Origin of the sequence: Hyphomonas sp. UBA3195, assembly GCF_002366485.1 — a bacterium.
Classification (GTDB): Bacteria; Pseudomonadota; Alphaproteobacteria; order Caulobacterales; family Hyphomonadaceae; genus Hyphomonas.
Genome location: NZ_DEXB01000029.1, coordinates 1 through 21,809, shown reverse-complemented (window position 1 = coordinate 21,809; position 21,809 = coordinate 1). Strand labels below are relative to the sequence as shown.

Genomic DNA, 21,809 nt, shown 5'->3' with positions numbered 1-21,809 from the left:
CCTTTTTGGGTACGCGGAGGATGGTGCTCTTGTGCCAACACGGTCAATTCGAGGTGGCGTCAAAAAAGCGTTAATTCGCCTGGGACTTAGCGCGGGTCTGAGGGGATAAGATCCGGCCAACCATATTTTTCCCACGCCTCAACCATGCCAATGTCTTCAGCAAACGCCATGAAATCCGGGTGCTGAAGCGTACGGCCGATGGGGTCGATGTCGGTCCAGAGGCTCATCAGCCCCGGCATATTGGCAGGGTGAATCTGTTCACGATAGACCTTCATCACCAAGTCAGAATGCCCCATCCAGACCGCTGGCCAAGCGACGGTTTGATCGTAGGGGTCGAGCAAGGTTTGGTGCAGCATGTCAATCAGTTTGCAATAGGTCTGGCGGGCCTCTTCATTGCCGCTGCAAATGCCTTCCGCGGCGGTTTTCAAATAGAAATCGCGCGCTTCGTCTGAGATTTCGGCCGCGCCAGGTGGCGACATAATGAGTGTTCCGACATAACGCCGTGTCTCAAAATAAGTTTTGACAGCGGTTTCGTGATTGCCGGCAGCAGCTTGAGCGACCCCGAGATAGAAACCTGGAATCCCGAGATCTGCCATCCGTTGTCCTGCACGCATGGCCGCCTCAAGATCTCCAACATTTAAGTGTGCGACACAAAGCATGACATAGTTCCGGCCATAGACGGGATCCTGTTCAATCGCTGCTTCGATATAGGGCAAGGCCTCTCTTGTGCGTCCGAGATACAATAGGCTGGATCCCAGTCTCAGGGTCACATCGGCATTGTGGGGTTCCAGCCTATAGGCTTCCAATGCGTATTCCAGCGCCCCAGCGGGATTAAAGCACGTCCATTCATGGATACTGAGTATCGCGTAGGCATAGCCTTGATTGGGATCGAGATCCAAAGCGCGCCGCGCGCAAGATGCCGCTTTTTCTGATAGCGCAACGCGCTCGAGACAGGGCGTATAGACAGCGACATGAATGAACGCCTCGCCGAGGGCCGTCCAGCATTCAGCAAACTCCGAGTCAATCTCCAAGGCTTGCTCAAGCAGCTCGACAGCTTTTAGCAATCCCCCTTCCAGTGTTACCCGCTGGGTCAATGTTCGCCCCTGCAGATACAGCGCATAAGCCTCACGGCTGCGCGTCATCGTCCGTACCGGCCGCGAATTTCGCTCAAGACCCATGGCATGGCTTAAGCCCGCAATGGCATTTTCGCCGATTAACTTACGCTGGTCGAAAAAGTATGTTTCGGACTCAACGATCTGATCGAACCAAATCTGTTTGCCGGAAGCCCCCTCTATCAGTCGTATGGAGAGATTGACTGAACCTGTGGATCGATGGACCGCGCCTTCAATGAAGTGTGTCACGCCAAGCTTCTCGGCCATCTCTGGAAGCGTTAGTGCTGATCCAGCCACCGCCTCCACAGATGTTTGTCCGGCAAGCGCCAGTCCGTTCAATCCGCCAAGACGTGACGAGAGTTCCTCAACCGCCGCATCTGCGAGAAACAGATCGCCACCTACTTCGTCAATCTGCTTGAAGGGCAGGATTGCAAGTCCTCTACGCTGACGTAGTCGAGATATGCCACTCCAACCGTGCCAGGCTTGTTCTAGAGCTTCATGACGCTCGTCTAGCCCGCTCGCTCTCAGCGCCGACAACAGGCGCTGTGTGGAAATCCGAAGTCGGTTTTCGATCTGACCACGCTGGATTGCGAGCCATTGAGTCAGGTCGTCTCCCAAATCGAAATTCGCGAGCAGAGGCTTTCCGGATAGCTCAAGCAGAAGCTGTGTTGCAAGGACATCATCTCTCTCTTTCAAGGCTGTTTCCAGCGATTGAAGGTCAGTGTGGATCAAATGTGATTTGACCGCGAGCTGAGTGTTGGAGATCTCCAGAATTTCCCAACCCGAGCCTTGAAATTCGCGTTTGAGATCGTGCAGGCATTGTCGCAGACTGGCGCGCGCCTGAGGCTTGAAGCGGCCTGCCCATATTAGCTTGCTGACCAAGTCCCGGCTTAAGCTTTGCCCTGGATTTATACTCAGCATAGCGAGAATGGTACGCGCGCGCCGGTTGGAAATGTCGATTGGTATTTCGGATGGTGTTGCGACTTGAAATGAACCAAATAGCGAAACGTGGAGTTGGAACTCGAGGTCTTCAATTAGCGGCAATCCCCGTTCTCCCAATATTTTCGATTATGCAGAGCTTACCGACCGGGCCTTCTCCCAGCAACCAAAATGTCGTTTCCAATCATTCAACAACCGCTGAGGATGCGAAAGAGGACATTGGAACTCAAGTGTCATTGGCCCTTTGTTGTTGGCCGGCAATATAAACCCAATGACGTCTTCCAGCGTCATTCGCCCCGTAACATCAACGCGCCCAGCTGAGACAGGTACGGACAGGCCTCCGAACGGCGTATCTATTGGGAAGGAGTTCTGTACCAATTAGTGAAAATCACGCGCACCAGCCAAAACACCATCAGTGCCAGAACGGCGACAATCGGGGCGGTGAGGAAGAATGGTGTGCGCAGGACTTCCGGCAGTACGTCATTGTTACCGAGAAAGAAGATCGTCACGGCGATGAACAGAGACAGACACATCCGCCAGAGATGGCGCGCAATCCGATGCTTACCAGTACAGCCACCGCGCCGGATCACAGCAACATCATACGCCCCAAACAGCCCCGCGAGCGCGGCCAGGATGAAAAAGGCGGCGGAGGGAACATCGTCCTGTAACGGAGCCCCGCGGATTGTTTCGGTCAGGCCAATTCCGATTGCGAACGCGCCTGCAAGGAGAATGAAAAGACAATTCGCTAGCTCAAACCGCTCCGTTTTACCTTCGCGGCGTATCACGGTCGCCCAGCCACTCGAGAGCAAATAGAAGGCCATCACGCTCAGGAAAATAGTAAAGAGAATGGATCGCGAGACGCTGAAATAGAGGCCACTTGCGATCAGGAGGAGCATTGCGCCAAAGAACAGGTTTCCGGCCACCCTGTGCAGACGGAGCCCCTTTGCGACCGGCAATGCTCCCGCACCAGAGATGACGGCCAGTGTGCCCATCAACAGATGTGCCAACCCCATGAGTGGAAGTTGAGACATGTTGTTTCATCCTGATAATATCGGGCACTCAGGTCGCTGAGGGCATCAGCTCAGGTGACCTGCGGGCCAGCATCACGACACCCACACAAACAAATCAGACGATCTGGCTGAGCCCTGAAACGGCGTTGAGGGGTTCGAAATCTGGATAGATCGTCACGATTCCGGCAAGCCCGATGAAAACGCCGAACAGGTTCAACGCTCTTGGCAAACCGCGACGCCGCAGTCCGGCCAGGCTGGCCAGCGTGTTCCAGACGCCGCCGACAAACTCGGTGCCCCCGCCCAAAACATTCTGCACAATGCCAATAGCGAGCCAGACCGTTGCGGCGCGTTCGGTATCAGTTTCAGCAAGGCGCGTGACGCTGTCCGCGCCAAGGATGGAGAGCATGCCGCTGACCTTCTCGCCGGATAGGTTTCGTCAATGAGCAAGTCAGAACTGAAGCGTTTCATCGCAGCCCGGTTGACGGGTGCAGGAATGTTCGAAACAGGGATACCGGGTGTTCAGCTGTTTCGCATAACTGAGCCGGTGGGTTGCGCCCCGGTCATTTATGAACCTTGTATCATGGCAATCCTGAATGGCGCCAAAGAGGCCATCCTCGATGGAGACCGCCATGTCTATGACAGTCGTCAGCACATGTGCTGCTCCCTAAACCTTCCCGTCGAAGCCGGGGCGCCCAAGGCGTCGCCGAACGATCCGCTCGTCGGCGTCTATATCGCGCTCGATCCGCGCGTAATGACTGAGCGCACCATGGAAATAGAAAGTATTGGCGGTATCGACGCCATGTCGGCCGAAGGAGCTGTGGTTCGAGGTCTTTCGTTTGCGGGCTGGAGCCCTGATTTCACCGAAGCGATATTACGCTTGATTCAGTTGGTCGGCAGTCCATCAGACATTGCGATTTTCGGGAAAACCCGTCTCCGGGAAGTTTACTATGCAGTCTCTCTTCGTGGAGCGGGTAATTCTTCTTGTTCGGAATCAGGACAACGTGGCTTCAGTGGCATCGGCCCCCGTGGAAATCCTAATCAAATCCTAAGTCATTGGGCGGATATTCCAGTCCGGCTTTTGCAGAGGGCTAACTGAGCGTGGGTAGGGTTAACCCTACAGGCCGAGGATCCCCATGCAGCAATATATCAGTAAATCCAAAACGTCTTCCTGGGATGGCCCGATTGATGAGCTGGCAGAATCCATTCTGAGCCCGGATCGTCTGCAGCAATCGATCATCTTCTACAGTGCTCTTACAGCCCTCATCATCATGATGATCACGATCACGAGCCTTCTTGTGGTTGGTCAATACGAACTGAATATCGGAACCTTCATAGACGCTCTTACGGCGGCAGCGTTGATTGCATCTGCTTACTTCGCAGCCAGACGCAAGTTCATGTTGCTCCAGGGATTGCTGCTTTGTGTCAGTGTTCCGGCAAATTTGCTCGCCATGCTTGTATTGGACCATGAAGGCATATTTGTGGGAATGCTATTACTCAGCATCACGCCGATCATCTGGGGGCTCTTCACCACGATGAAGCTGAGCTTTGCCTACACTGCTTTCATCATCGGGTTCATCAACTGGTATATGGGACCAGCCGATCGGTTGGACGTAATTGTAGGCGGAGTAGACAATACGGCACTTACAGCTATCGGGCTGAGCCTGATTGCTATTGCGTGTTGTGTTGCGGCCGTACTGCCGAAACAATTCGGACACAATGTCTACACCACGCTGAAAGAGGTTCTACAGCGGGAGAATAGATATCGGGGGCGGTCTACTTCGTATGCCGAGATGTCTTCGGACTGGCATATTGAAGTCGATTCGACTGGCAAGATTGTCCATTATTTCGGCAAGGGCGACGCTCTCGGTCGTCGTTGGCGCGACGTGCTGATTGGATGGGAAAACGACGAGGCGGTGTTCACAGGAGCTATTCAGCGTCGTGAGCCGTTTTCGAGAATAAAGGGTGTTCTGCGAGCCGATGGCGTCAATTGCAGCGTTGAGGTTAGCGGGCGTCCGCTGTTCTCCGAGAATGAGGAATTTACCGGGTATCTGGGCGTGGCGCATGACATCAGTGTACGTGAGGAATTTGAGCAGAAGCTGAAGCAGCAGGCCACGACGGATCTTCTAACAGGCTTGGAGAACCGCCACGCATTCAATTCTCTGATCGAATCTTGCAAGAGAGATGATCGCCCTGCCTTGATGAGCGTCCTCTACATCGATTTGGACAAGTTCAAGGAATTGAATGACCGGCATGGTCATGCTGGCGGGGATGCGGCGTTGATCGCACTCGGGGGTCGGTTGAAACATCTCGCCGACAAAGACGATAGCATTCGCGTGTTCCGGATTGGGGGCGATGAGTTCTGTTGTGTTGTCGGCAGGGCGGTGAATCTTGATGATATCTCGGTCTTGGCAGACCGAATCAGATCCTTGGTATCAAAGCCAATCGCATATGATGGTCGCTTGATTGATGTAACAGCGTCCATTGGCGCGGCCATCGGCTTGCAGGGAGAATCCATTGCGGACGTGTTGGAACAGGCTGATGCGGCAGTATATGAAGCGAAGTCACAAGGCGGCGATTCCTGCGTTGTTCCAGACGCGAAAGTACGTCAACGCCTGGAGCGTCGCCTGTCCATTCACCGGGACCTCATGCCTGCAATAGATGAAGGCAAGATCGGATTGTACTACCAGCCGATTGTGCGGGTCTCAGATTGCCAGTTGGTTGGTGTCGAAGCGTTGGCGCGGTGGACCCACCCCAAGTACGGATCGATCAATCCGTCGGAATTCATCGAGATCGCTGAGGCAAGTCGGCATATTATTGCATTCGGCCAGTATGTGTTGCGTCAGGCATGCGAAGACGTTCTCGGGTGGATGTCGAAGAGCGGTGACAGCATTCGGTTGAGCGTCAATGTATCTCCCAATGAATTATTGTCCGATGGTTTTTCTGAATCGGTCGCTGAAATACTTCAAGAGACGGGGTTTCCCCCACACCTGCTGGAGCTCGAAATCACGGAGCGGGGCGTGCTGCGCAATATCGAAACTTCGTGCAAGGTGATTGAGGTTATCCGGGAAATGGGTGTCACGATCGCTTTGGATGATTTCGGGACCGGAAATTCTTCCCTCAGCCGTCTGGAGCATTTGCCGGTGGACCGGGTTAAGATCGACCGCTCATTCTTCGTTCGTGCGGAAGAAAGTGATCGCGCCCGGCAAATCCTCGGCATTCTGTCAGGCATGAGTCGGGTTCTGGATATCAAGGTGATTGCTGAAGGTGTGGAGACAGAAGAACAGTTCCGGTTCGTGAACCTGGCAGGCTTTGGTGAAGTACAAGGCTATTTGTTCGGTCGACCTGCGCCTATTTCACAACTGGGACTGGGTATCAAGTTAAGCGACCGCATGGGGCAATTGGCCTGAGTGCTCACGTGTTGCTGATCGCTTCTTCGATTTTTGGAAGCGTATGATGCGCCAGATCGCGGTTAAGTTCCGCCAGGATTGAAACCGATCCTGAATCTGTCAGCATCGGACGCAACTTCCCGAGTGAGCGAGGATCTGCTGCGACGACAAGGCTGGCAGGAGTTGACTGGCCTATTTCTTTCAGGGCCATCTCGGCGACGGTCGACAGAAAGCGTTCTTCTGCAATGTCGTGCCAGTCAGTCTGTTCTGTTGCGGCATGTGCGCCAGAAGGTGTCTTGAAGCGCCCGGCCCGATCACTTGACTGATCTCGATTCGGCGGATTGTCGTCCGTTAGAGCCTCGACAATTCTCAAATCCAGCAAATCGGCATCGCCCTTGTTTTCCAAAAGCAGGGCTTTTGAGCCATCGCACACAAGGACGAACGCTCCGGTTGGCAAATGCATAATCGAGTCTCCCATATGACGCATACAGAGTGCAGATTTATTCGTTTCGCAGTTTGACAACTATCAACCTGACCTCTTTCATGGAGACAGGACTATTGATGTCCAAGGCGGATCGAGGCGGCAACAGTGTCCAGAGTCATTCCGAGTTTTTGCTGATCGCGGCCCGCGCATCTGTTGTGATAAAGCAATCAGCATAATCCCTGCAAACGGGCTCTGGTGACAGTCGGATCGTCGCGACAGCTTCATATTCTCGCTTGGGCTTGGAGTGCCACGGGCTGTCGAGTTCATAGACACCGAAATAGTAAGGGAACAGGGCATCCGCAGATTGATGATAGGTGCAAGTCGTGTCGGGGGCTGTTCTGAGCGTTGTTGTGCAGGCGGTCTCCCGACCGACAATCGTGAAGCTTCCAGCGGATTCCTCTTCAGCGATCTCGACCATACGGTGAAACAGGCTCGCTTCTACCTCGTCTCGGCTTGTCTCTGAATTCCCCCTGAAGCCTACGCGGATCAGCCCATCGCCAACGTTTTCACTCGTATAGCCGTGGAGTTCAGTTGCAGGCTGGTAAGGAGTCGGCGCCGTCGCGCAACCTGTTAGCAGGGCTATGGCCAACAACGCGATGGATGCGACGGGCGAGGGATTGAGATTGGCCATAATTCGATTGCCTCCACTGATACGGACAAGATGATGGACCTTAACCAAACGCCAGCGCCCTTTATTGATGCTTATCAACTGTTGAAACAACTTCGTCCTTATCGGATACGCCGCATGGCAAGCCGCATCTGCTTTTCCACTTCGAGCAAACCAAACACCGCAATCCCGGTACCGACTACGATGGAAGCGTAAAAGGGAGAAAGCGAGACGGTGCCAAATATACTCTGCGCAGCTGGAAGGTAGGTCGCCATCAGTTGACCGACCATGACAATCAAGAGTGCCACCCATACAGAGGGTGTGCCCTTCAGCCCGTCCAGTGTGCTGGACGCTCCATGTAGATAGCGAACGAAAAACAGATAGGCGATCTGGAGAACAACAAGCGTGTTGAACGCAACCGTCCGGGCCAGCTCAATGGAGGCGGACTGATCTAGCGTATAGGTGAAGACTGCGAAGACGGCAGCCGCGAAAAGGATAGTTGCAACGACGATGTCTGCGAGCAATCCACCGTCGAGCAAGGTCGCATCGCGCTTGCGAGGGGGCTGTTGCATACTTCTGGGCTCAAGAGGCTCCAGGGCGAGTGCGAAACCAAGGGTCATTTCCGTGATCAGATTGATCCACAATATCTGGATTGCTGTCACTGGAAGCGTCGTGCCGAACAGAAGTGCCAGAATTACGACACTGGATTCCCCGCCACCGGTGGGGAGAGTCCAGCGGATCAGTTTTCGAATATTGTCGTAGATCCGGCGCCCCTCAGTGACGGCGGCAGCGATCGAGGCAAAATTGTCGTCTGCGAGGACGACTGCGGCAGCCTCCTTCGCGGCTCCGCTACCCTTGACGCCCATTGCTACGCCTACATCGGCACGTTTCAGGGCAGGCGCGTCATTCACGCCGTCTCCGGTCATCGCCACGATCATGTTTTGGCTCTGCAGGGCCTGCACCAGGCGCAGTTTGTGTTCAGGGCTCGTGCGCGCGAAGACATTGGTCTCCAGCGCCGCGTGGACAAGGTCGACATCATCCATCGCGTCCAGATCACGACCTTCCAGGACGTGACCCGGGTGAGGAAGTCCGATTTCCTTTGCGATGGCAGCCGCGGTGCCGGCATGGTCGCCAGTGATCATTTTCACCTGGATTCCAGCAGCATGACACTCAGCGATAGCATCCACAGCCTCGGCGCGAGGGGGGTCTTTCAGACCCACGACACCCAGAAAAACCAAAGCGCCTTTCAGCGCTTCCGGGGTCAATGCCTGGTCCGGCTTGGCCTCTGCTGAGGCCAATGCAAGTACTCGCTGTCCCTGCGCAGCCAATTCAGCGGTAATCGCCGTGATTTCTTCACGGTCGATGGGAACCGGTGTTCCATCTGCACCGATCATGTGCGTGCAAAGCGCCGAGATATCCTCTGGAGCACCTTTTGCGTGGATTCGTGCGCCAGCCGGCCCCGAATTCTTGGTAGCCATGAAGCGGTGGCGAGAATCGAAGGGCAGGACAGCCTGACGGGGAGTGTCGCGTCGCACATCCTCGGCATTTCCCAGGACCTTTCCGGCGAAGGCAAGAAGTGCACCCTCCATGGGGTCTCCACTGACGATCCAGACGTCTCCCTCCTTTGCCAGACTGGAATCGTTGCAGCGCGCCGCTGTTTCCGCGAGTAGCTCAAATACAGGACGGATGGTCTCCGACGGCGATGGCGTAATATCCCCGCTTGGCGTGTATCCATCTCCTGTCACATCGAATGCCTGTGATGCGATGATGAGTGCTGAGACCGTCATTTCATTGTGAGTTAATGTGCCGGTCTTGTCCGTGCAGATGACGGAGACAGCGCCCAGGGTTTCGATAGCAGGCAGACGTCGAATGATTGCATTCTTTCCAGCCATTGCCCGAACACCTATCGCCATGGTGATGGTCAGGACTGCTGGCAGGCCTTCCGGAATGGCTGCAACCGACAAGCCAACCACGGACATGAAGGTTTCGGAAAAGTCGGCATGTCTGATGAACACGCCATATGAGAGCAAGGCTGAGCCAATCAGCAGGATCAGAATGGTCAACCATTTGGCGAAGGCATTCATCTGGCGCAGCAATGGCGTCTGCAGCTCGTCCACAGACGACAGCATGCTGCTGATCCGGCCGATCTCCGTATTGACGCCTGTTGCGGTGACCAATCCCTGAGCCTGCCCAGCAGTGACAATAGTGCCACTGAATGCAGAACTCGAACGGTCGCCCAGGACCGCATCGGTGCGCGACGGTTCCACGGACTTTTCGACAGGTACAGATTCTCCAGTCAGGATTGCTTCCTGAATTTTCAGGCCGCTGGATTCTATCAGTCGAAGGTCTGCCGGAATTCGATCTCCAGCCTCAACGAGCACGATATCCCCCGGAACCAGGGTTTCGGCGTCGACCGTCACCCTGTCTCCATCTCGCAGCACGGCAGCGTGAGGTGAGAGTAGGGTAGCGATCGCTTCCATGGCGGATTCAGCGCGGCCTTCCTGAATGAAGCCGATGACACCATTGGCCATCACTACGAACAGGATCACGGCAGTGTCGATGGGATGGCCTAACCACCATGTGACGGCTGCAGAGGCGATCAGCACATAGATCAAAGCATTGTGAAAGTGACGCAGAAACCGGAGCAGAAGCGGCGTCCTGCGTCCGCGGGGCGTCCTGTTTAATCCGTATTCACTCAAACGGGTTGCCGCTTCAGCTTGTGTCAGTCCCAGCCGGGAGGATGAGAGGCGTTCCAAAGCCGCTTCCGTCGGTTCTGCATGAGCAGGCACTGGCATCTCATTAGGCGTTGGCCGATGATCATGCATGGGCGTGCTCCGGGATCCTGTGTCGGGATGCTGGATGGATACATGATTGCGTGTGGTTCGCGTCTCCGTAGAATTACGGATGGAGACGTTGTGGTTCCGGTTCAATATAGGGCCTCGTGTTCGTGAGACGTGTGGTCTCGCTATCCCCTTGAGAGGATTACGCCCATGACGTTCAAGACGATCTTCGCTCCGCTCGCTTTTGAAGAAACAGCAAAACTGGTGTCAGAGACTGCCTTGTTGCTCGCCGGTGCGTTCAAGGGGCATGTGATGGCTCAACATGTGCGTCCGCGTTTTGCAGGCTATCCGCCCATGGAATTCTACCCGGCGTCAGCCTCAGCGACCGTGATGGCAATGGAGGGGCATGATGAAGCCGCGGGCCACTATGCCCGCGCGTTGCGAGCGAAGTTCGAAGGTCTCTGCGCTGCTTCGGACGCCCATGTCGTGCCGGTACCGGAGGCGTTGAAACAAAACGGTGTGACCGCTTCGTGGACAGAAGAAGTTGGACAATTCCCGCTCAATTACGGTCTTTCGGCACGTGCGGCAGACCTTGTCGTCATGGCAATTCCCGATGCCAAGGGGGCGCATCCGGAGCGTGAGCTGTTTGAAGCCGTGTTGATGCAATCGGGTGCGCCAGTTTTCCTTACGCTGCGTTCTGGCCTGAGCGCCGTACCGCGCCGACCGCTGGTCGCATGGGATGGCAGCCTGCAGGCATCCAGAGTCGTCCGTGCGGCTCTTCCCCTACTATTGCAAAGTGACGAGACGACATTGCTGACGATTGGGGAAACGGACGCAGCCACGCCGAGCCTTGAGCAGGCAAAGCTGTGGCTCGAGCGGGCAGGGGTCTTGGTCACGAGCCGTCACGTGGAGTGGCCGGAGCGGCCAATCGCGGAACGAATTCTCAATCAATGCGAAGCGAGCAACAGCGATGTTGTCTTGATGGGCGGTTACTCTCATTCCCGGTTGCGTGAATCCATCTTGGGCGGCGTGACCTTGCACATGATCCAGCATTCAGACTTGCCAATCTTGATGGTTCATTAGGGGGGCGTGGATGAACGTGTTGACGCCCGCACCGGCATCGTATGCAGATACCGATACGGGCGTGCTTCTGTCTGCCCGGGGGCTGACCAAGGTCTATGACACGGGTGAGGTCAAAGTTCAGGCGTTGCGCGGGGTTGATCTGGACGTTCGGCGCGGCGAATTGTTGGTCATGCTGGGAGCGTCCGGCAGCGGAAAGTCCACCTTGCTCAACATTCTAGGGGGACTTGATCGCCCGACCGAGGGGGATGTCCAGTTCGAAGGCAAGTCACTTACCCGGAGGTCGGACGCGGGATTGACCCGGTACCGCCGGCACCATGTTGGCTTTATCTTCCAATTCTACAATCTCGTACCCAGCCTGACAGCGCGTGAGAATGTGGCGCTGGTGACAGAAATTGCACGCGATCCCATACCCCCTGAAGACGCCCTTGCCATGGTTGGGCTGAGTGCGCGCCTGGATCATTTCCCAGCTGAACTGTCCGGGGGCGAACAACAGCGCGTGGCCGTTGCACGAGCGATCGCAAAGCGACCCGCATTGCTCTTTTGCGATGAGCCAACCGGTGCCCTCGATAGTAAGACCGGCATCCAGGTTCTGGAAGCGCTTGACCATGTAAACAGTGAACTCGGCGCGACAACGGTCGTCATCACGCACAATGTCGGTATCTCCGAAATGTCGGACCGCACAATTCGGCTGTCTGATGGGCGCATTGTGGATGTTGAAGAAGTCGGCAGGGCAAAAAAACCGGCTGATTTGTCATGGTAGGATGGATATCAGCGCTGGACCGCAAATTGTTGCGGGATCTGTTGCATATGCGCGGTCAGGGGCTGGCGGTGGGCGCGATTGTGGCGTGCGGCGTAGCGATCATGGTGATGGCGCTAGGTGCGATATCGTCTCTCGAGTTGAGCCGCGATACTTATTACGACCGGTTTCGATTTGCGGACGTCTTCTCGAATGCGAAGCGCGCGCCCGAGCGACTCGCAAATGAAATCTCGGAGATTGATGGCGTCCGAACCATCGAAACACGCATTTCTCGCCTTGTAACACTGGACATTGAAGGCATGCGCGAGCCAGCGAACGCTCAATTGGTGTCGGTGCCTGAGAACGGAGAACCAAGACTGAACGGCGTCCTGCTGTATTCCGGACGCTTCCCCGATCCCAGCCGCCCGGACGAGGCAGTGGTTTCCAAGGCGTTCGTAGATGCGCACGGGTTTACGCTGGGCAGCCGTGTACGCGCCATCATCAATGGACGTGCGCGTGACCTGGAGATTGTCGGGGTTGGGGATTCCCCAGAGCATGTCTACATGCTGGGCCCGAGCGGTCTGCTACCTGATGAAAAACGTTTCGCTATCTTCTGGCTAAGCCGTAGGGCACTTGAAGCGGCCTTTGATCTGGATGGGGCGTTCAACAGTGTGAGCGTCTCTCTCAGTCCCGGAGCCAACCCACAAGGGGTGATCGACTCGCTGGACAAATTGTTGGAGCCATACGGCACTGGCGGGGCTTATGGCGCGGAAGATCAATTGTCTAATGCGTTCATCGAAAGCGAGATGCAGCAACTGGCATCGATCGCTGCGATCATACCGCCAATATTCCTGATTGTGTCAGCCATGCTGATAAATGCGATTCTGGCGCGACTGATCGCGACGGAGCGCCAGCAGATTGGTTTGCTGAAAGCTTTCGGTTTCGATGAGTGGGAAATCGCCTGGCACTATGTGAAGATGGCGTTGGGCATGGTGACCGGCGGTATCCTGGTTGGTTTTGTCCTTGGTGCAGCATTGGCGCGCTTGATGACCAATCTCTATACGGATAGCTTCCGGTTTCCCGATATGATTTTCCGGCTGGATCCGTCGGCATTTGTGATCGGTGGGGGGGCTGCAACCCTTGCAGCGATATTTGGCGCAGTCGGGTCCGCGCGATCTGCAGCGAAGCTAGCGCCAGCCGAGGCAATGTCTGCTGCGCCGCCAACCGTTTATGGAAAAGGACCGGTTCAGCGTGCGTTCGCACACATACATTTTGATGAGCCAACCCGTATGATACTAAGGCATGTCACGCGGTGGCCCGTGCGTGCAGGCGTGACCGTCATAGGCGTTGCGGCGGCGCAAGCCTTGCTGGTGGGGACTTTGTTTGCGTTCGATTCAATTGACGAAATGATGGAGCAGCACTTTCACCGCACGGATGCATATGACGTCGCAATCAACTTTGTCGAACCGACAAATATTGGCGCTGTGCGAGAAATAGAGCGAATCCCGGGTGTGCTTTCGGTGCAGCCTAATCGGGACATCTCTATCCGCGTGAGGCATGGCCAGTTGGACGAACGGGTGAGGTTGGTGGGTGTGGAGCCTGACGGCCGGCTGCGGCGGCTGCTGGATGATCAGGATAAATTCCTGGGTGTTCCGGATCGAGGATTGGCTGTGTCTTCGCAGCTGGCAGGAATGATCAATGTCGGGCGCGGTGATCGGGTCAGTCTGGAAGTGCTTGAAGGGGAAAGGCCGACGCTGGATGTGTCCGTTACGGCCATTGTGAATGAAGCCATGGGATGGCCAGCATTCATGGATGTGGATTCGCTAGAGCGCGCCTTGGGTGAAAGCAATGTCGTCAGCGGTGTTTATGCCATGATTGATCCTGACAGGGAGGCAGTCTTCAGCGCTGCGGTTCTGGAGCGCCCCGGGATTGCCAGCGTCTCTCTCCAGCGCGCTTCGATTGAGAGTTTCAATGACTCAATGGAAGAGAACATCAATATCATGATGACAATCTACGCTTTGATTGGCGGTGCGATTGCCGCGGCGGTCGTTTACAATGCTGCGCGTATCGGCCTGACTGAGCGAGGTCGCGAGTTGGCCAGCCTGCGTGTGCTCGGATTTTCGGAAGGCGAGGTATCGTACATCCTGATTGGAGAATTGGCCTTGCTGGTTTTCCTGGCTCTGCCGCTGGGCGGGGCGATGGGAATGGGGCTCGCCTATCTCGTGGCGACATCAATGGCGACTGAATTATTCCGAGTACCCATTACAGTCGCCCCCTCCACGCACGGGCTGGCCGCTTCCATTGTGATCGTGTCATCGATCGCCGCTGCTCTATTCGTGCGCCAGCGCGTGAAATCGCTCGACCTTATCGCCGTTTTGAAAACCCGGGAGTGACCTCATGGCCCTTCGCAATCGTCTTCTGTTTTGGGCTGTCATCGCCATAATTGTGCTGGCGCTGGCGGTCTGGGCATTCTCACCCCGCGCCATCGACGTAGATATCGTGAAAGCAAGCAGTAGGTCGATGACCGTTTCCGTAAATGAGGAAGGCAAGACGCGCATTCATGATGTCTTTGAAATCTCCGCGCCCGTCTCAGGGCAATTGGAGCGGATCAGCCTCGAAGCAGGCGATTGCGTATATCAAGGGGAGACAATCGTCGCAGGCATCCGTCCCGTGGCTGCGCCTGTGCTGGACAGTCGATCCCAAAAGCAATTGTCGGCAGTTGCCGATGCTGCCGCTGCTGCTGTGACGGCGTCCAAGGCGGAACTCGACCGGGTTCGGTCCGAACTGAACCATGCCACCACGGATGCCAATCGCTATCGGCTGCTGGCGCCAGGTGGAGCAATATCGCGCCAGATGCTGGAGCGGGCCGAAGCGGAAGAGACGACGCTGCAGGCGGCTGCTCGGGCTGCGGAAGCTGCACTTGCCATGCGCCGGCAGGAACTGGCAGCCGCCCGCGCTGCGCTTCGCCCGAGCAGTGAGGATGAGGGCGGAGAACTGATCGATGTCATCGCACCTATCGATGGGGTTTTGCTGCGGCGCCTTCGCCAGAGCGAGGGGCCGGTGGCACAGGGCGCACCTCTTGTGGAAGTTGGGGATCCTGAGGAGATCGAGATCGTGGCGGATCTGTTGTCTGAGGATGCGGTGCGCATTTCACCCGGAGATCCTGTGATCATCTCGGATTGGGGTGGTCCCGTCCTGCAAGGCAAGGTTCGGCAAATTGAGCCTTTTGCCTTCACAAAAATATCCGCACTCGGGATTGAGGAGCAGCGCGTGAATGTTGTCGTGGACTTGCTGCAAGGCCAGCCTGCGGACCGGCTGGGTCATGGATACAGGGTGGACGTAGCTGTCCAGATCTGGTCGCAGGACAATGTTCTCACTATTCCAATAACCGCATTGTTCAAGCAGGATCGCAACTGGTCCGTCTATCGCATCGAAAACGGTCGCGCCCGCTTGCGTCAAGTAACGATCGGGCATTTGAATGGCCAGGAGGCAGAGATCCTGTTGGGTCTTGAAGAGGGAGATTTGCTGGTAGAGCACCCTTCGAGCCGGATTGTCGACAAGGTGTTGGTGCGCGCACGTGAAGCTCCACAGCCGACTTCCGAGGCGCAGGACGGTTCAGAGTCAGCAGCAGTGCAGCTATCGGCTACTTGGGACAATACTGTAGGTGGCTGCGATTTTCTGATCCGCTAGAGAAGAGAGGCACATTCGCGCGCAATGATGCGCTCTTCATCCGCGACAACGCGCACCACCGGCACCGACGCCCCCTTGGGAGACAGAACTTCTGCATTCGCTTCGTTCGCGGCGTCGTCAAGAGTTGGACCTAGCCAATCGAGGTGTTGAATAATTCGTGAGCGGATTGCTGGTGCGTTCTCGCCGACTCCGCCCGAGAATACAATTGCGTCAAACCCTTTCATATCTACGGCAAGTGAGCCGCATTGGCTGGCGATCCTGTAGCAATATAGATCGATAGCTTCTTTCGCCTCTTGGGCAGGGCTTTCCAGAAGCGTTTTGGTATCTCCTGATATGCCAGAGACGCCAAGTAGGCCAGACTTCGTGTAAAGCAGGTCGGAAACCTCTTCGACTGGCATAGCACGATCCTTGATCAGGTGCAGGACCACGCCCGGATCCAGATCCCCGCAGCGAGTCGCCATGGGCAAGCCATCAAGTGCAGTCAGGCCCATGGATGTGGCGATGCTTTTCCCGTCAATCATGGCGCAGGCGCTCGCGCCGCTGCCCAGATGCAAGGCAAGCACACGGTTTGGACGCGCGCCCAGAACCTCACCAAGAGTTTCTGCGATGTGCGCATATGACAATCCATGAAATCCGAAGCGCAATATGCCTTGCTCGCTTAGCGCACGGGGCAGGGCGTAGAGTTCGGCAATGTGCGGCATGGTCCTGTGGAACGCCGTATCGAATGACAAGGTTTGACGGATCTCGGGCAGGGCATTTGCAACGGCTTGCACGCCCGCGAGATTATGCGGTTGGTGCGCTGGCGCGAAGACTGCGAGGGCCTGTAAGCGCTCAATGGTCTTGTCGCTAACGGCGACCGGGCCCTCAAACAGGGTGCCGCCATGCACGATCCTGTGTCCTATACCGGAAAGGGTCACGCCCGCCTCCGGCCCGGTTAGCCAGGTCGCAAGCGCGGTGATCAAATGCTTTGGATCAGATATGCTGGCTATGACGCTCTGAAGCGGCTTCACTTTTTCCGGGTCTGATACGTCTAAGCGTCGCGCGCCGGAAAGATTGCGCACAGCGCCGCGAAAGAGGCATTCTCCCAACTCGCCGACAGCGTCGATTTCGAAAATCGAGAATTTGAGGCTGGAAGAACCCACATTGAATGTTGCGACAGCGCGGCGCGTCATGGCTGGTCTCGCTGCCAGTGCGCCACGGCTGACGCAAAGGCGCATGAAGCCAGTCGCTCCTCGGCGCTGTCGGCGCGGCTGGTCAGAATAATCGGAACACTGGCACCCAGAACAATTCCAGCCGCTGATGCGCCGGCTAGATAGTCCAGCTGTTTGGCCAACATGTTTCCAGCCTCGATGGCGGGAACGATCAGAATATCTGCATCCCCGGCGACCGGAGACTTCAGGCCTTTGGTTGCGACCGATTCAGGTGAGACAGCCAGATCAAATGCAAGGGGGCCGTCCACGACGCCGCCCTTGATCTGACCTCGGTCCGCCATCTTGCACAGGGCGGCTGCATCCAGGGTGGACGGTATGATCGGGTCCACCTCTTCGGTTGCAGACAGGATGGCGACTTTTGGCGGATCGATGTCGATGGCACGGGCCGCGTCAATTGCGTTTTGCGTTATCCAGCGTTTCGAGGTGAGGTCAGGCGCAATGTTGAGGGCGCCATCACTGATCAGCAACGGTTTGTGATAACCGGCGGTGGAGAGCAGGAACACATGGCTCATGCGCCGGTCAGTGCGCAAGCCACCGGCGCGTTTGACGATTTCAGCCATCATTTCATTTGTGTGGAGCGCGCCTTTCATGAGGGCATCTGCATTGCCTTCATGGATAAGCTCTACGGATCTTGCCGCGGCTGCGTGGCTGTAGGGTGCTTCAATTTGCACAAGGCCAGAAATGTCGAGACCGGCCAATTCCGCTGCTGCAGACATTTTTGCAATCGGTCCCACCAGGATGGGCGTCATGATACCAGCCTGCGCCGCGTCCAAAGCACCTTTGAGGCTGGAGGCATCTACAGGATGTATAACCGCAACGCGTAATGTCGGGCCGGGTTGAGCCGCGGCTTTCGCAATGAGCCAATCGAACTTGCCATCCATGTCGCTGGTCACGACCCTGACCGGGTTCTGGCGGGATATCGAATTGTACTTGTCATGCGATCACTCTCTCCGGAATACCGTTTCGCATACTCAATCCTGACGGAGACATTTGGGCAAGCCCGTAGAAGTACGTGAATTCAGGAGTAATGCGTATTTCGCGGCGAGATAGACTGCGGTTGTATGGTAAAAGACAGAACTCTAACCCCAACATTTCAACACATATCGGAGAGATGCCATGGCCCAGACTAAATCCACAACCCAGAAAGCGGCAGCGAGTCAAAAATCAAGTTCGCAAGTTGGCACAAACGGGACAGGGTTCATTCCCAACAGCGCGATACCGATCCCGGTGACCGACACAATGCAATTTGGTGCCGTCAGCATGAAGCACTTCATGGAAGCAAGTCAGGATATGGCGAAGTTCTACAACAGGCGCCTGCGGAAGGACATTTCTTTCATGAGTGAACTTGGCACTTGTAAATCGCCACAACAGGGCGCCGCAGTTTGGTTCCGCGCAGCCAGCGAAGCAGCGCATGACTATGTCGACCAGTTCGACCGCTTCGTCGCGATTACACTGGATAGTTCATCCTTTGAATAGCGTTAAGGCGCGCACAGCTTAACCTGTAGTCGGAGGTGAAAAATTTGCCTCCGGACGTATTAGTGTTCCGCGAGTACAAGATCACTCGCCGAAATTTCCTGCTTGGAAAGTCACCGCGCCATACGCCGTACGGGGATCAATGGGTTGTAAAGAGGACTGACTTACAGGGCCAGTCCGTGTGGTCTGCTATCAGCTTCATCATTCTGGCCGGCCAGGCGTTTGAGATATTGACGGTTTCTTAGGCGAAAGCGATCAGCCCGAGGCATGTCGATGACGCCAGTTTGCTTGAACTGGTTGAGCATGCGGCTGACGGTTTCAATTGTCAGGCCCAGATGATCGGCGATGTCACACCGGCTCATTCGAATAGGTGTGTAGCCATCGGCTTTGGGTGCAAAGCGTGAATCAAGGAAAAGCACGAAATCTGCTACCCGCTCCTTCGCACAGCGACAGGCTAGCAATGTGGCCTGACGGCGCGCGTCTGCGGACGCCTTGTCTATCTCGCGAAACACCGTCTGTCGAAATTGCGCGTCTTGCAGAAGGCATCGCTCAAAAGCTTCACGGCTCACATAGTTTGTTTCCACGCGGCTTAGCGCTTCTGCACTTGTCGGACTGGTGGCGCACAAACACAGAGAGACATATTCACCTGGGCCGGAAAATGCTTCGATCTGGCGATGTCCATCCGCCGTGACTCGGTAAACGGTCACGGTACCCGATACAATCTTGTGGATGCCTCGCTCAATATCGCCTTGATGGAAAAGATGAGTCCCGGGGGCGTACACTTGTCGTGCGCTAGCTAAGCTCGCATGTGCTTCAGGAACTGCTGCAAACCGTGCCATGCCATTCTCCTAACTTTGATCCATCAAAGAAGAGTGGTGCAAAGCGGTGGCGCGGACACTCCGGAAGAATACGCATATCGGAATAAGTGGGGCACGAGAAAACAAGCCGGCGTGCGCTGCTTGTTGAATGACGTGCTCATGAGACGGTTATCTATGCGATTAGACCCGACTGGATCGCCTTGACGACCACTTCGGTGCGATTGCGTGCTTCCAGTTTCAAGGCCAACGACCGCAAGTGTAGCTTTACTGTTGTTTCCTGAATGTCGAGCAACCGGGCGATCTGTTTGTTGGATTCCCCTCGCTGCAGGCAGAACAGCACTTCGCGTTCACGTGGGGTGAGACTTGAGCCGTCTGCTCCCTGACTCTTGTCGGTCTGGGTGGGACTGAAAACCTGTCCTGCCAGAATAAGACGGACCGCGGCGACCAAGCCGTCGCCCGGCATGGTCTTGGGGATAAAGCCCCGGGCGCCACTTTCCAATAGAGCAGTTATCTCCATCTGCCCTGCAACACCTGACAGGATCGCAATCGGTTGATCGGAAAACATGGCAATAAGCTCTTTGACGTCTTGAACACCCGTGATGCCCGGCATCCGCAGGTCCAGCAAAGCGAGATCATAGCGATCGCCATTCTGAAGAGCGGTCCTGACGACATCGCCATCGCGCATGATCGTAATCTTCGCGTCGGGCAATTCGTGCACCAGCAGTGACCGGACGGCGTCCAGCACGAGATCATGATCATCGGCAATTAGAAGGTGCATGCTGTAAATCCGATTCACTCGTTCGCTGACAATGGTGGATGTGCCGGCGCAGTTTTGCCAATCTTGTGCAGGGTTGCCCATAATTTTTCACGAGACAGTGGTTTGGCAATGGTCGCGGCCAGACCGGCTGGCAGGGGGGATGCGAGAGCGCCGGAACTCATTACGACGGGGATGTCCGCCCGGACATCCAGCAATTCGAGAACCAGCTCATCACCGCTCATTTGTGGCATGCGACGGTCTGTTACAATCAACTCGAAGGCCCAGGGTGCAACTTTGAAGACGCCAAGTGCGGCGACCGGATTTGTAAAACCCACAGCATCCCAACCGAATTCTCTCAACAGGGTAACGACAAGGTCCACTTGAAATTGATCATCGTCTATGACCAGTGCGCCTTGAGCGCCCGTACTTGGCTTATCGGGGTCGTTGATGGAATTGGGAAACGTTCTGGGCGCGCGTGCATCCAGCAAGGGCAAGTCGATCGCGACCATCGTCCCTTCGCCGGGGCGGCTGAAAGCGCGCATTCGGCCCATCTGACCCTGTAACAGGGCATCAACCGTAACCAGTCCAAGCCCGCGCCCGGTACCTTTGGTCGACTGAAATGGCAAAAAAGCTGTATCAAGAGCTTTTTGAGACATGCCGACTCCGTCGTCGCGCACGATCAGGCGCGCCGCCGGGAATGACTGGCAGTCTCCACGGTTGCAAATTGCGGATGGGTGAAAGTCAGGTTCCACCGTACTGTCTTCATCGATCTGCTCCAGGGAGAGGTAGACGCTCCCATTCTCGTTGATGGCCTCGCGTGCATTCTTGACAAGATTGAAGACCATCCGGGAAAACAGGGTCGGATCGGTTTCGCAGATGAGCTTGCTTGTGGTCACCAGGGTTTCGAAGCCCTGCGTTGCCAGGAACTGGTTGCTGTTGAGTTCGCTGACATCCCGAACGAGGTCGTTCAGGGAACAGACTTTTTGCTCTGGTTCGGTATCGAAATGCATCAAGTCTTCGACCAGATCATTGGCCTGATTACAGGATTGGAGAATGCGCTCTATCAACAATTCGAAGATGTCGGCCTGTCCGTCATCAGCCAGCAATTGTGCAGAGGCGTTTATGATGGCCAGTATGTTTGCGAAGTCGTGCCCAACTGATTTCGCCATACGGCCGAGAGCATCGCGGCGTTCTGCGTCGAGCAGCATTTCGTGCAATTGTTCTCGTTGGGCTTCGCGGCGTCGAATGATGCCCACATCGCGTGTGGAGCAGAGGATGCCTCCATCCGCGATCGCTGTCAGCGACAGATCCTGATGTACTTTTGATCCATCATTGGCAATGCCGGCGACTTCGCCGCGCCAATACCCGTTTTGCTGGAAGAGAGGAAAGATGTCGCGTTCAAATCGGCGCAACGTGTCCTTGGCGTACAAAATCGTCCAGGGTCGTCCGATACACTCACCGGCGTAGGCGTACCCAAACATACTGGCATGGGTCGGATTCATGTAGGTGAAAACGCCATCCTTGTTGGTGATGGCGACACCGTCAGCAGACACATCAATCGCGGTCGACAAGTGTTTGACTTGGAGGGCTTCCTCACGGAGTTGCTCGGTGATTTCATAAAGTTCAGCGGATCGAACTTCCAGCAGGTTTTCCGCAGCCGTGCGTGCAGCAGACTCTCTCTCGAGCTTCCGTTTTAGCCGTGCGAGATTTTCATCACTTTCGC

At 55.8% G+C, this 21,809-nt stretch carries 18 protein-coding genes; 7 read left to right on the top strand and 11 right to left on the bottom strand.

Features of this window, described 5'->3' with window-relative positions; genetic code table 11:
* Window positions 1-86: 86 nt before the first annotated feature.
* The 3 genes from B2344_RS09610 to B2344_RS09600 all read right to left on the bottom strand — a co-directional run bounded on the left by B2344_RS09610 (window position 87) and on the right by B2344_RS09600 (window position 3,467).
* Window positions 87-1,994 carry a tetratricopeptide repeat protein gene (locus B2344_RS09610; RefSeq protein WP_290485097.1) on the bottom strand — a complete coding sequence of 636 codons (1,908 nt, stop codon included), beginning with the start codon at window positions 1,992-1,994 and terminating at the stop codon, window positions 87-89.
* A gap of 410 nt (window positions 1,995-2,404) precedes the next feature.
* Window positions 2,405-2,947: a hypothetical protein gene (locus B2344_RS09605; protein ID WP_290485096.1), complete on the bottom strand. Its 543-nt coding sequence runs from the start codon at window positions 2,945-2,947 to the stop codon at window positions 2,405-2,407.
* 229 nt (window positions 2,948-3,176) lie between these two features.
* A complete protein-coding gene (locus B2344_RS09600) occupies window positions 3,177-3,467 on the bottom strand; it encodes a hypothetical protein (RefSeq protein ID WP_290485095.1) in 291 nt (96 codons plus the stop codon).
* Window positions 3,468-3,500: 33 nt separating this feature from the next.
* Here B2344_RS09600 and B2344_RS09595 point away from each other — a divergent pair, with 33 nt between their 5' ends.
* The gene (locus tag B2344_RS09595; protein WP_290485094.1) at window positions 3,501-4,157 is read left to right on the top strand and encodes an AraC family transcriptional regulator; all 657 of its coding nucleotides are present in this window, start codon (window positions 3,501-3,503) and stop codon (window positions 4,155-4,157) included.
* A gap of 37 nt (window positions 4,158-4,194) precedes the next feature.
* Entirely contained in the window at window positions 4,195-6,468 is a 2,274-nt protein-coding gene (locus tag B2344_RS09590; protein WP_290485093.1) for a putative bifunctional diguanylate cyclase/phosphodiesterase, read from the top strand.
* Between the two features lie 4 nt (window positions 6,469-6,472).
* Here the strand turns inward: B2344_RS09590 and B2344_RS09585 are convergent, their stop codons facing one another.
* The 3 genes from B2344_RS09585 to B2344_RS09575 form a co-directional block, all read right to left on the bottom strand.
* Window positions 6,473-6,925 carry a host attachment family protein gene (locus B2344_RS09585; RefSeq protein ID WP_290485092.1) on the bottom strand — a complete coding sequence of 151 codons (453 nt, stop codon included), beginning with the start codon at window positions 6,923-6,925 and terminating at the stop codon, window positions 6,473-6,475.
* Window positions 6,926-7,046: 121 nt separating this feature from the next.
* Window positions 7,047-7,562, bottom strand: coding sequence for a CC0125/CC1285 family lipoprotein (locus tag B2344_RS09580; RefSeq protein WP_290485091.1), 516 nt, complete (start codon window positions 7,560-7,562; stop codon window positions 7,047-7,049).
* A 98-nt stretch (window positions 7,563-7,660) separates the two neighbouring features.
* Complete coding sequence (locus B2344_RS09575) at window positions 7,661-10,333, bottom strand: cation-translocating P-type ATPase (RefSeq protein ID WP_414651734.1); 2,673 nt, start codon at window positions 10,331-10,333, stop codon at window positions 7,661-7,663.
* Between the two features lie 195 nt (window positions 10,334-10,528).
* Between B2344_RS09575 and B2344_RS09570 the strand changes: the two genes are divergently transcribed.
* The 4 genes from B2344_RS09570 to B2344_RS09555 are packed head-to-tail and all read left to right on the top strand — an operon-like array spanning window position 10,529 to window position 15,827.
* Entirely contained in the window at window positions 10,529-11,401 is an 873-nt protein-coding gene (locus B2344_RS09570; RefSeq protein WP_290485089.1) for a universal stress protein, read from the top strand.
* A gap of 19 nt (window positions 11,402-11,420) precedes the next feature.
* Window positions 11,421-12,161: an ABC transporter ATP-binding protein gene (locus tag B2344_RS09565; protein WP_349679790.1), complete on the top strand. Its 741-nt coding sequence runs from the start codon at window positions 11,421-11,423 to the stop codon at window positions 12,159-12,161.
* A complete protein-coding gene (locus tag B2344_RS09560) occupies window positions 12,155-14,530 on the top strand; it encodes an ABC transporter permease (protein WP_290485087.1) in 2,376 nt (791 codons plus the stop codon). The genes B2344_RS09565 and B2344_RS09560 overlap by 7 nt, the downstream gene beginning before the upstream one ends.
* A gap of 4 nt (window positions 14,531-14,534) precedes the next feature.
* Window positions 14,535-15,827, top strand: coding sequence for an efflux RND transporter periplasmic adaptor subunit (locus B2344_RS09555; RefSeq protein ID WP_206990378.1), 1,293 nt, complete (start codon window positions 14,535-14,537; stop codon window positions 15,825-15,827).
* Here the strand turns inward: B2344_RS09555 and B2344_RS09550 are convergent.
* Together B2344_RS09550 and B2344_RS09545 are read right to left on the bottom strand one after the other, a co-directional pair.
* Window positions 15,824-16,999, bottom strand: a complete 1,176-nt coding sequence (locus B2344_RS09550) for an acetate/propionate family kinase (RefSeq protein ID WP_290485086.1) — start codon at window positions 16,997-16,999, stop codon at window positions 15,824-15,826. The two genes, B2344_RS09555 and B2344_RS09550, sit on opposite strands and share 4 nt — an antisense overlap.
* Window positions 16,996-17,931 (bottom strand): bifunctional enoyl-CoA hydratase/phosphate acetyltransferase, encoded by a 936-nt coding sequence (locus tag B2344_RS09545; RefSeq protein WP_290480769.1) that lies wholly within the window; start codon window positions 17,929-17,931, stop codon window positions 16,996-16,998. The genes B2344_RS09550 and B2344_RS09545 overlap by 4 nt, the downstream gene beginning before the upstream one ends.
* Before the next feature lie 223 nt (window positions 17,932-18,154).
* On the opposite strand from B2344_RS09545, the gene B2344_RS09540 reads away from it, so the two are divergent.
* Window positions 18,155-18,514 (top strand): hypothetical protein, encoded by a 360-nt coding sequence (locus B2344_RS09540; protein ID WP_290480770.1) that lies wholly within the window; start codon window positions 18,155-18,157, stop codon window positions 18,512-18,514.
* Between the two features lie 161 nt (window positions 18,515-18,675).
* Here the strand turns inward: B2344_RS09540 and B2344_RS09535 are convergent, their stop codons facing one another.
* The 3 genes from B2344_RS09535 to B2344_RS09525 form a co-directional block, all read right to left on the bottom strand.
* The gene (locus tag B2344_RS09535) at window positions 18,676-19,350 is read right to left on the bottom strand and encodes a Crp/Fnr family transcriptional regulator (RefSeq protein WP_290485085.1); all 675 of its coding nucleotides are present in this window, start codon (window positions 19,348-19,350) and stop codon (window positions 18,676-18,678) included.
* 151 nt (window positions 19,351-19,501) lie between these two features.
* A complete protein-coding gene (locus B2344_RS09530; protein ID WP_290485084.1) occupies window positions 19,502-20,107 on the bottom strand; it encodes a LuxR C-terminal-related transcriptional regulator in 606 nt (201 codons plus the stop codon).
* A gap of 14 nt (window positions 20,108-20,121) precedes the next feature.
* The coding region (locus B2344_RS09525; RefSeq protein WP_290480772.1) for a hybrid sensor histidine kinase/response regulator at window positions 20,122-21,809 on the bottom strand (1,688 nt) is incomplete at its 5' end.

Bases quoted from the DNA above. Each gene is read 5' to 3' on its own strand.
- B2344_RS09605 (WP_290485096.1), bottom strand. From the start codon at position 2,947: ATGCTCCTCCTGATCGCAAGTGGCCTCTATTTCAGCGTCTCGCGATCC.
- B2344_RS09575 (WP_414651734.1), bottom strand. From the start codon at position 10,333: ATGCCAGTGCCTGCTCATGCAGAACCGACGGAAGCGGCTTTGGAACGC.
- B2344_RS09570 (WP_290485089.1), top strand. From the start codon at position 10,529: ATGACGTTCAAGACGATCTTCGCTCCGCTCGCTTTTGAAGAAACAGCA.
- B2344_RS09600 (WP_290485095.1), bottom strand. From the start codon at position 3,467: ATGCTCTCCATCCTTGGCGCGGACAGCGTCACGCGCCTTGCTGAAACT.
- B2344_RS09580 (WP_290485091.1), bottom strand. From the start codon at position 7,562: ATGGCCAATCTCAATCCCTCGCCCGTCGCATCCATCGCGTTGTTGGCC.
- B2344_RS09560 (WP_290485087.1), top strand. From the start codon at position 12,155: ATGGTAGGATGGATATCAGCGCTGGACCGCAAATTGTTGCGGGATCTG.
- B2344_RS09585 (WP_290485092.1), bottom strand. From the start codon at position 6,925: ATGGGAGACTCGATTATGCATTTGCCAACCGGAGCGTTCGTCCTTGTG.
- B2344_RS09555 (WP_206990378.1), top strand. From the start codon at position 14,535: ATGGCCCTTCGCAATCGTCTTCTGTTTTGGGCTGTCATCGCCATAATT.
- B2344_RS09595 (WP_290485094.1), top strand. From the start codon at position 3,501: ATGAGCAAGTCAGAACTGAAGCGTTTCATCGCAGCCCGGTTGACGGGT.
- B2344_RS09535 (WP_290485085.1), bottom strand. From the start codon at position 19,350: ATGGCACGGTTTGCAGCAGTTCCTGAAGCACATGCGAGCTTAGCTAGC.
- B2344_RS09590 (WP_290485093.1), top strand. From the start codon at position 4,195: ATGCAGCAATATATCAGTAAATCCAAAACGTCTTCCTGGGATGGCCCG.
- B2344_RS09530 (WP_290485084.1), bottom strand. From the start codon at position 20,107: ATGCACCTTCTAATTGCCGATGATCATGATCTCGTGCTGGACGCCGTC.
- B2344_RS09540 (WP_290480770.1), top strand. From the start codon at position 18,155: ATGGCCCAGACTAAATCCACAACCCAGAAAGCGGCAGCGAGTCAAAAA.
- B2344_RS09550 (WP_290485086.1), bottom strand. From the start codon at position 16,999: ATGACGCGCCGCGCTGTCGCAACATTCAATGTGGGTTCTTCCAGCCTC.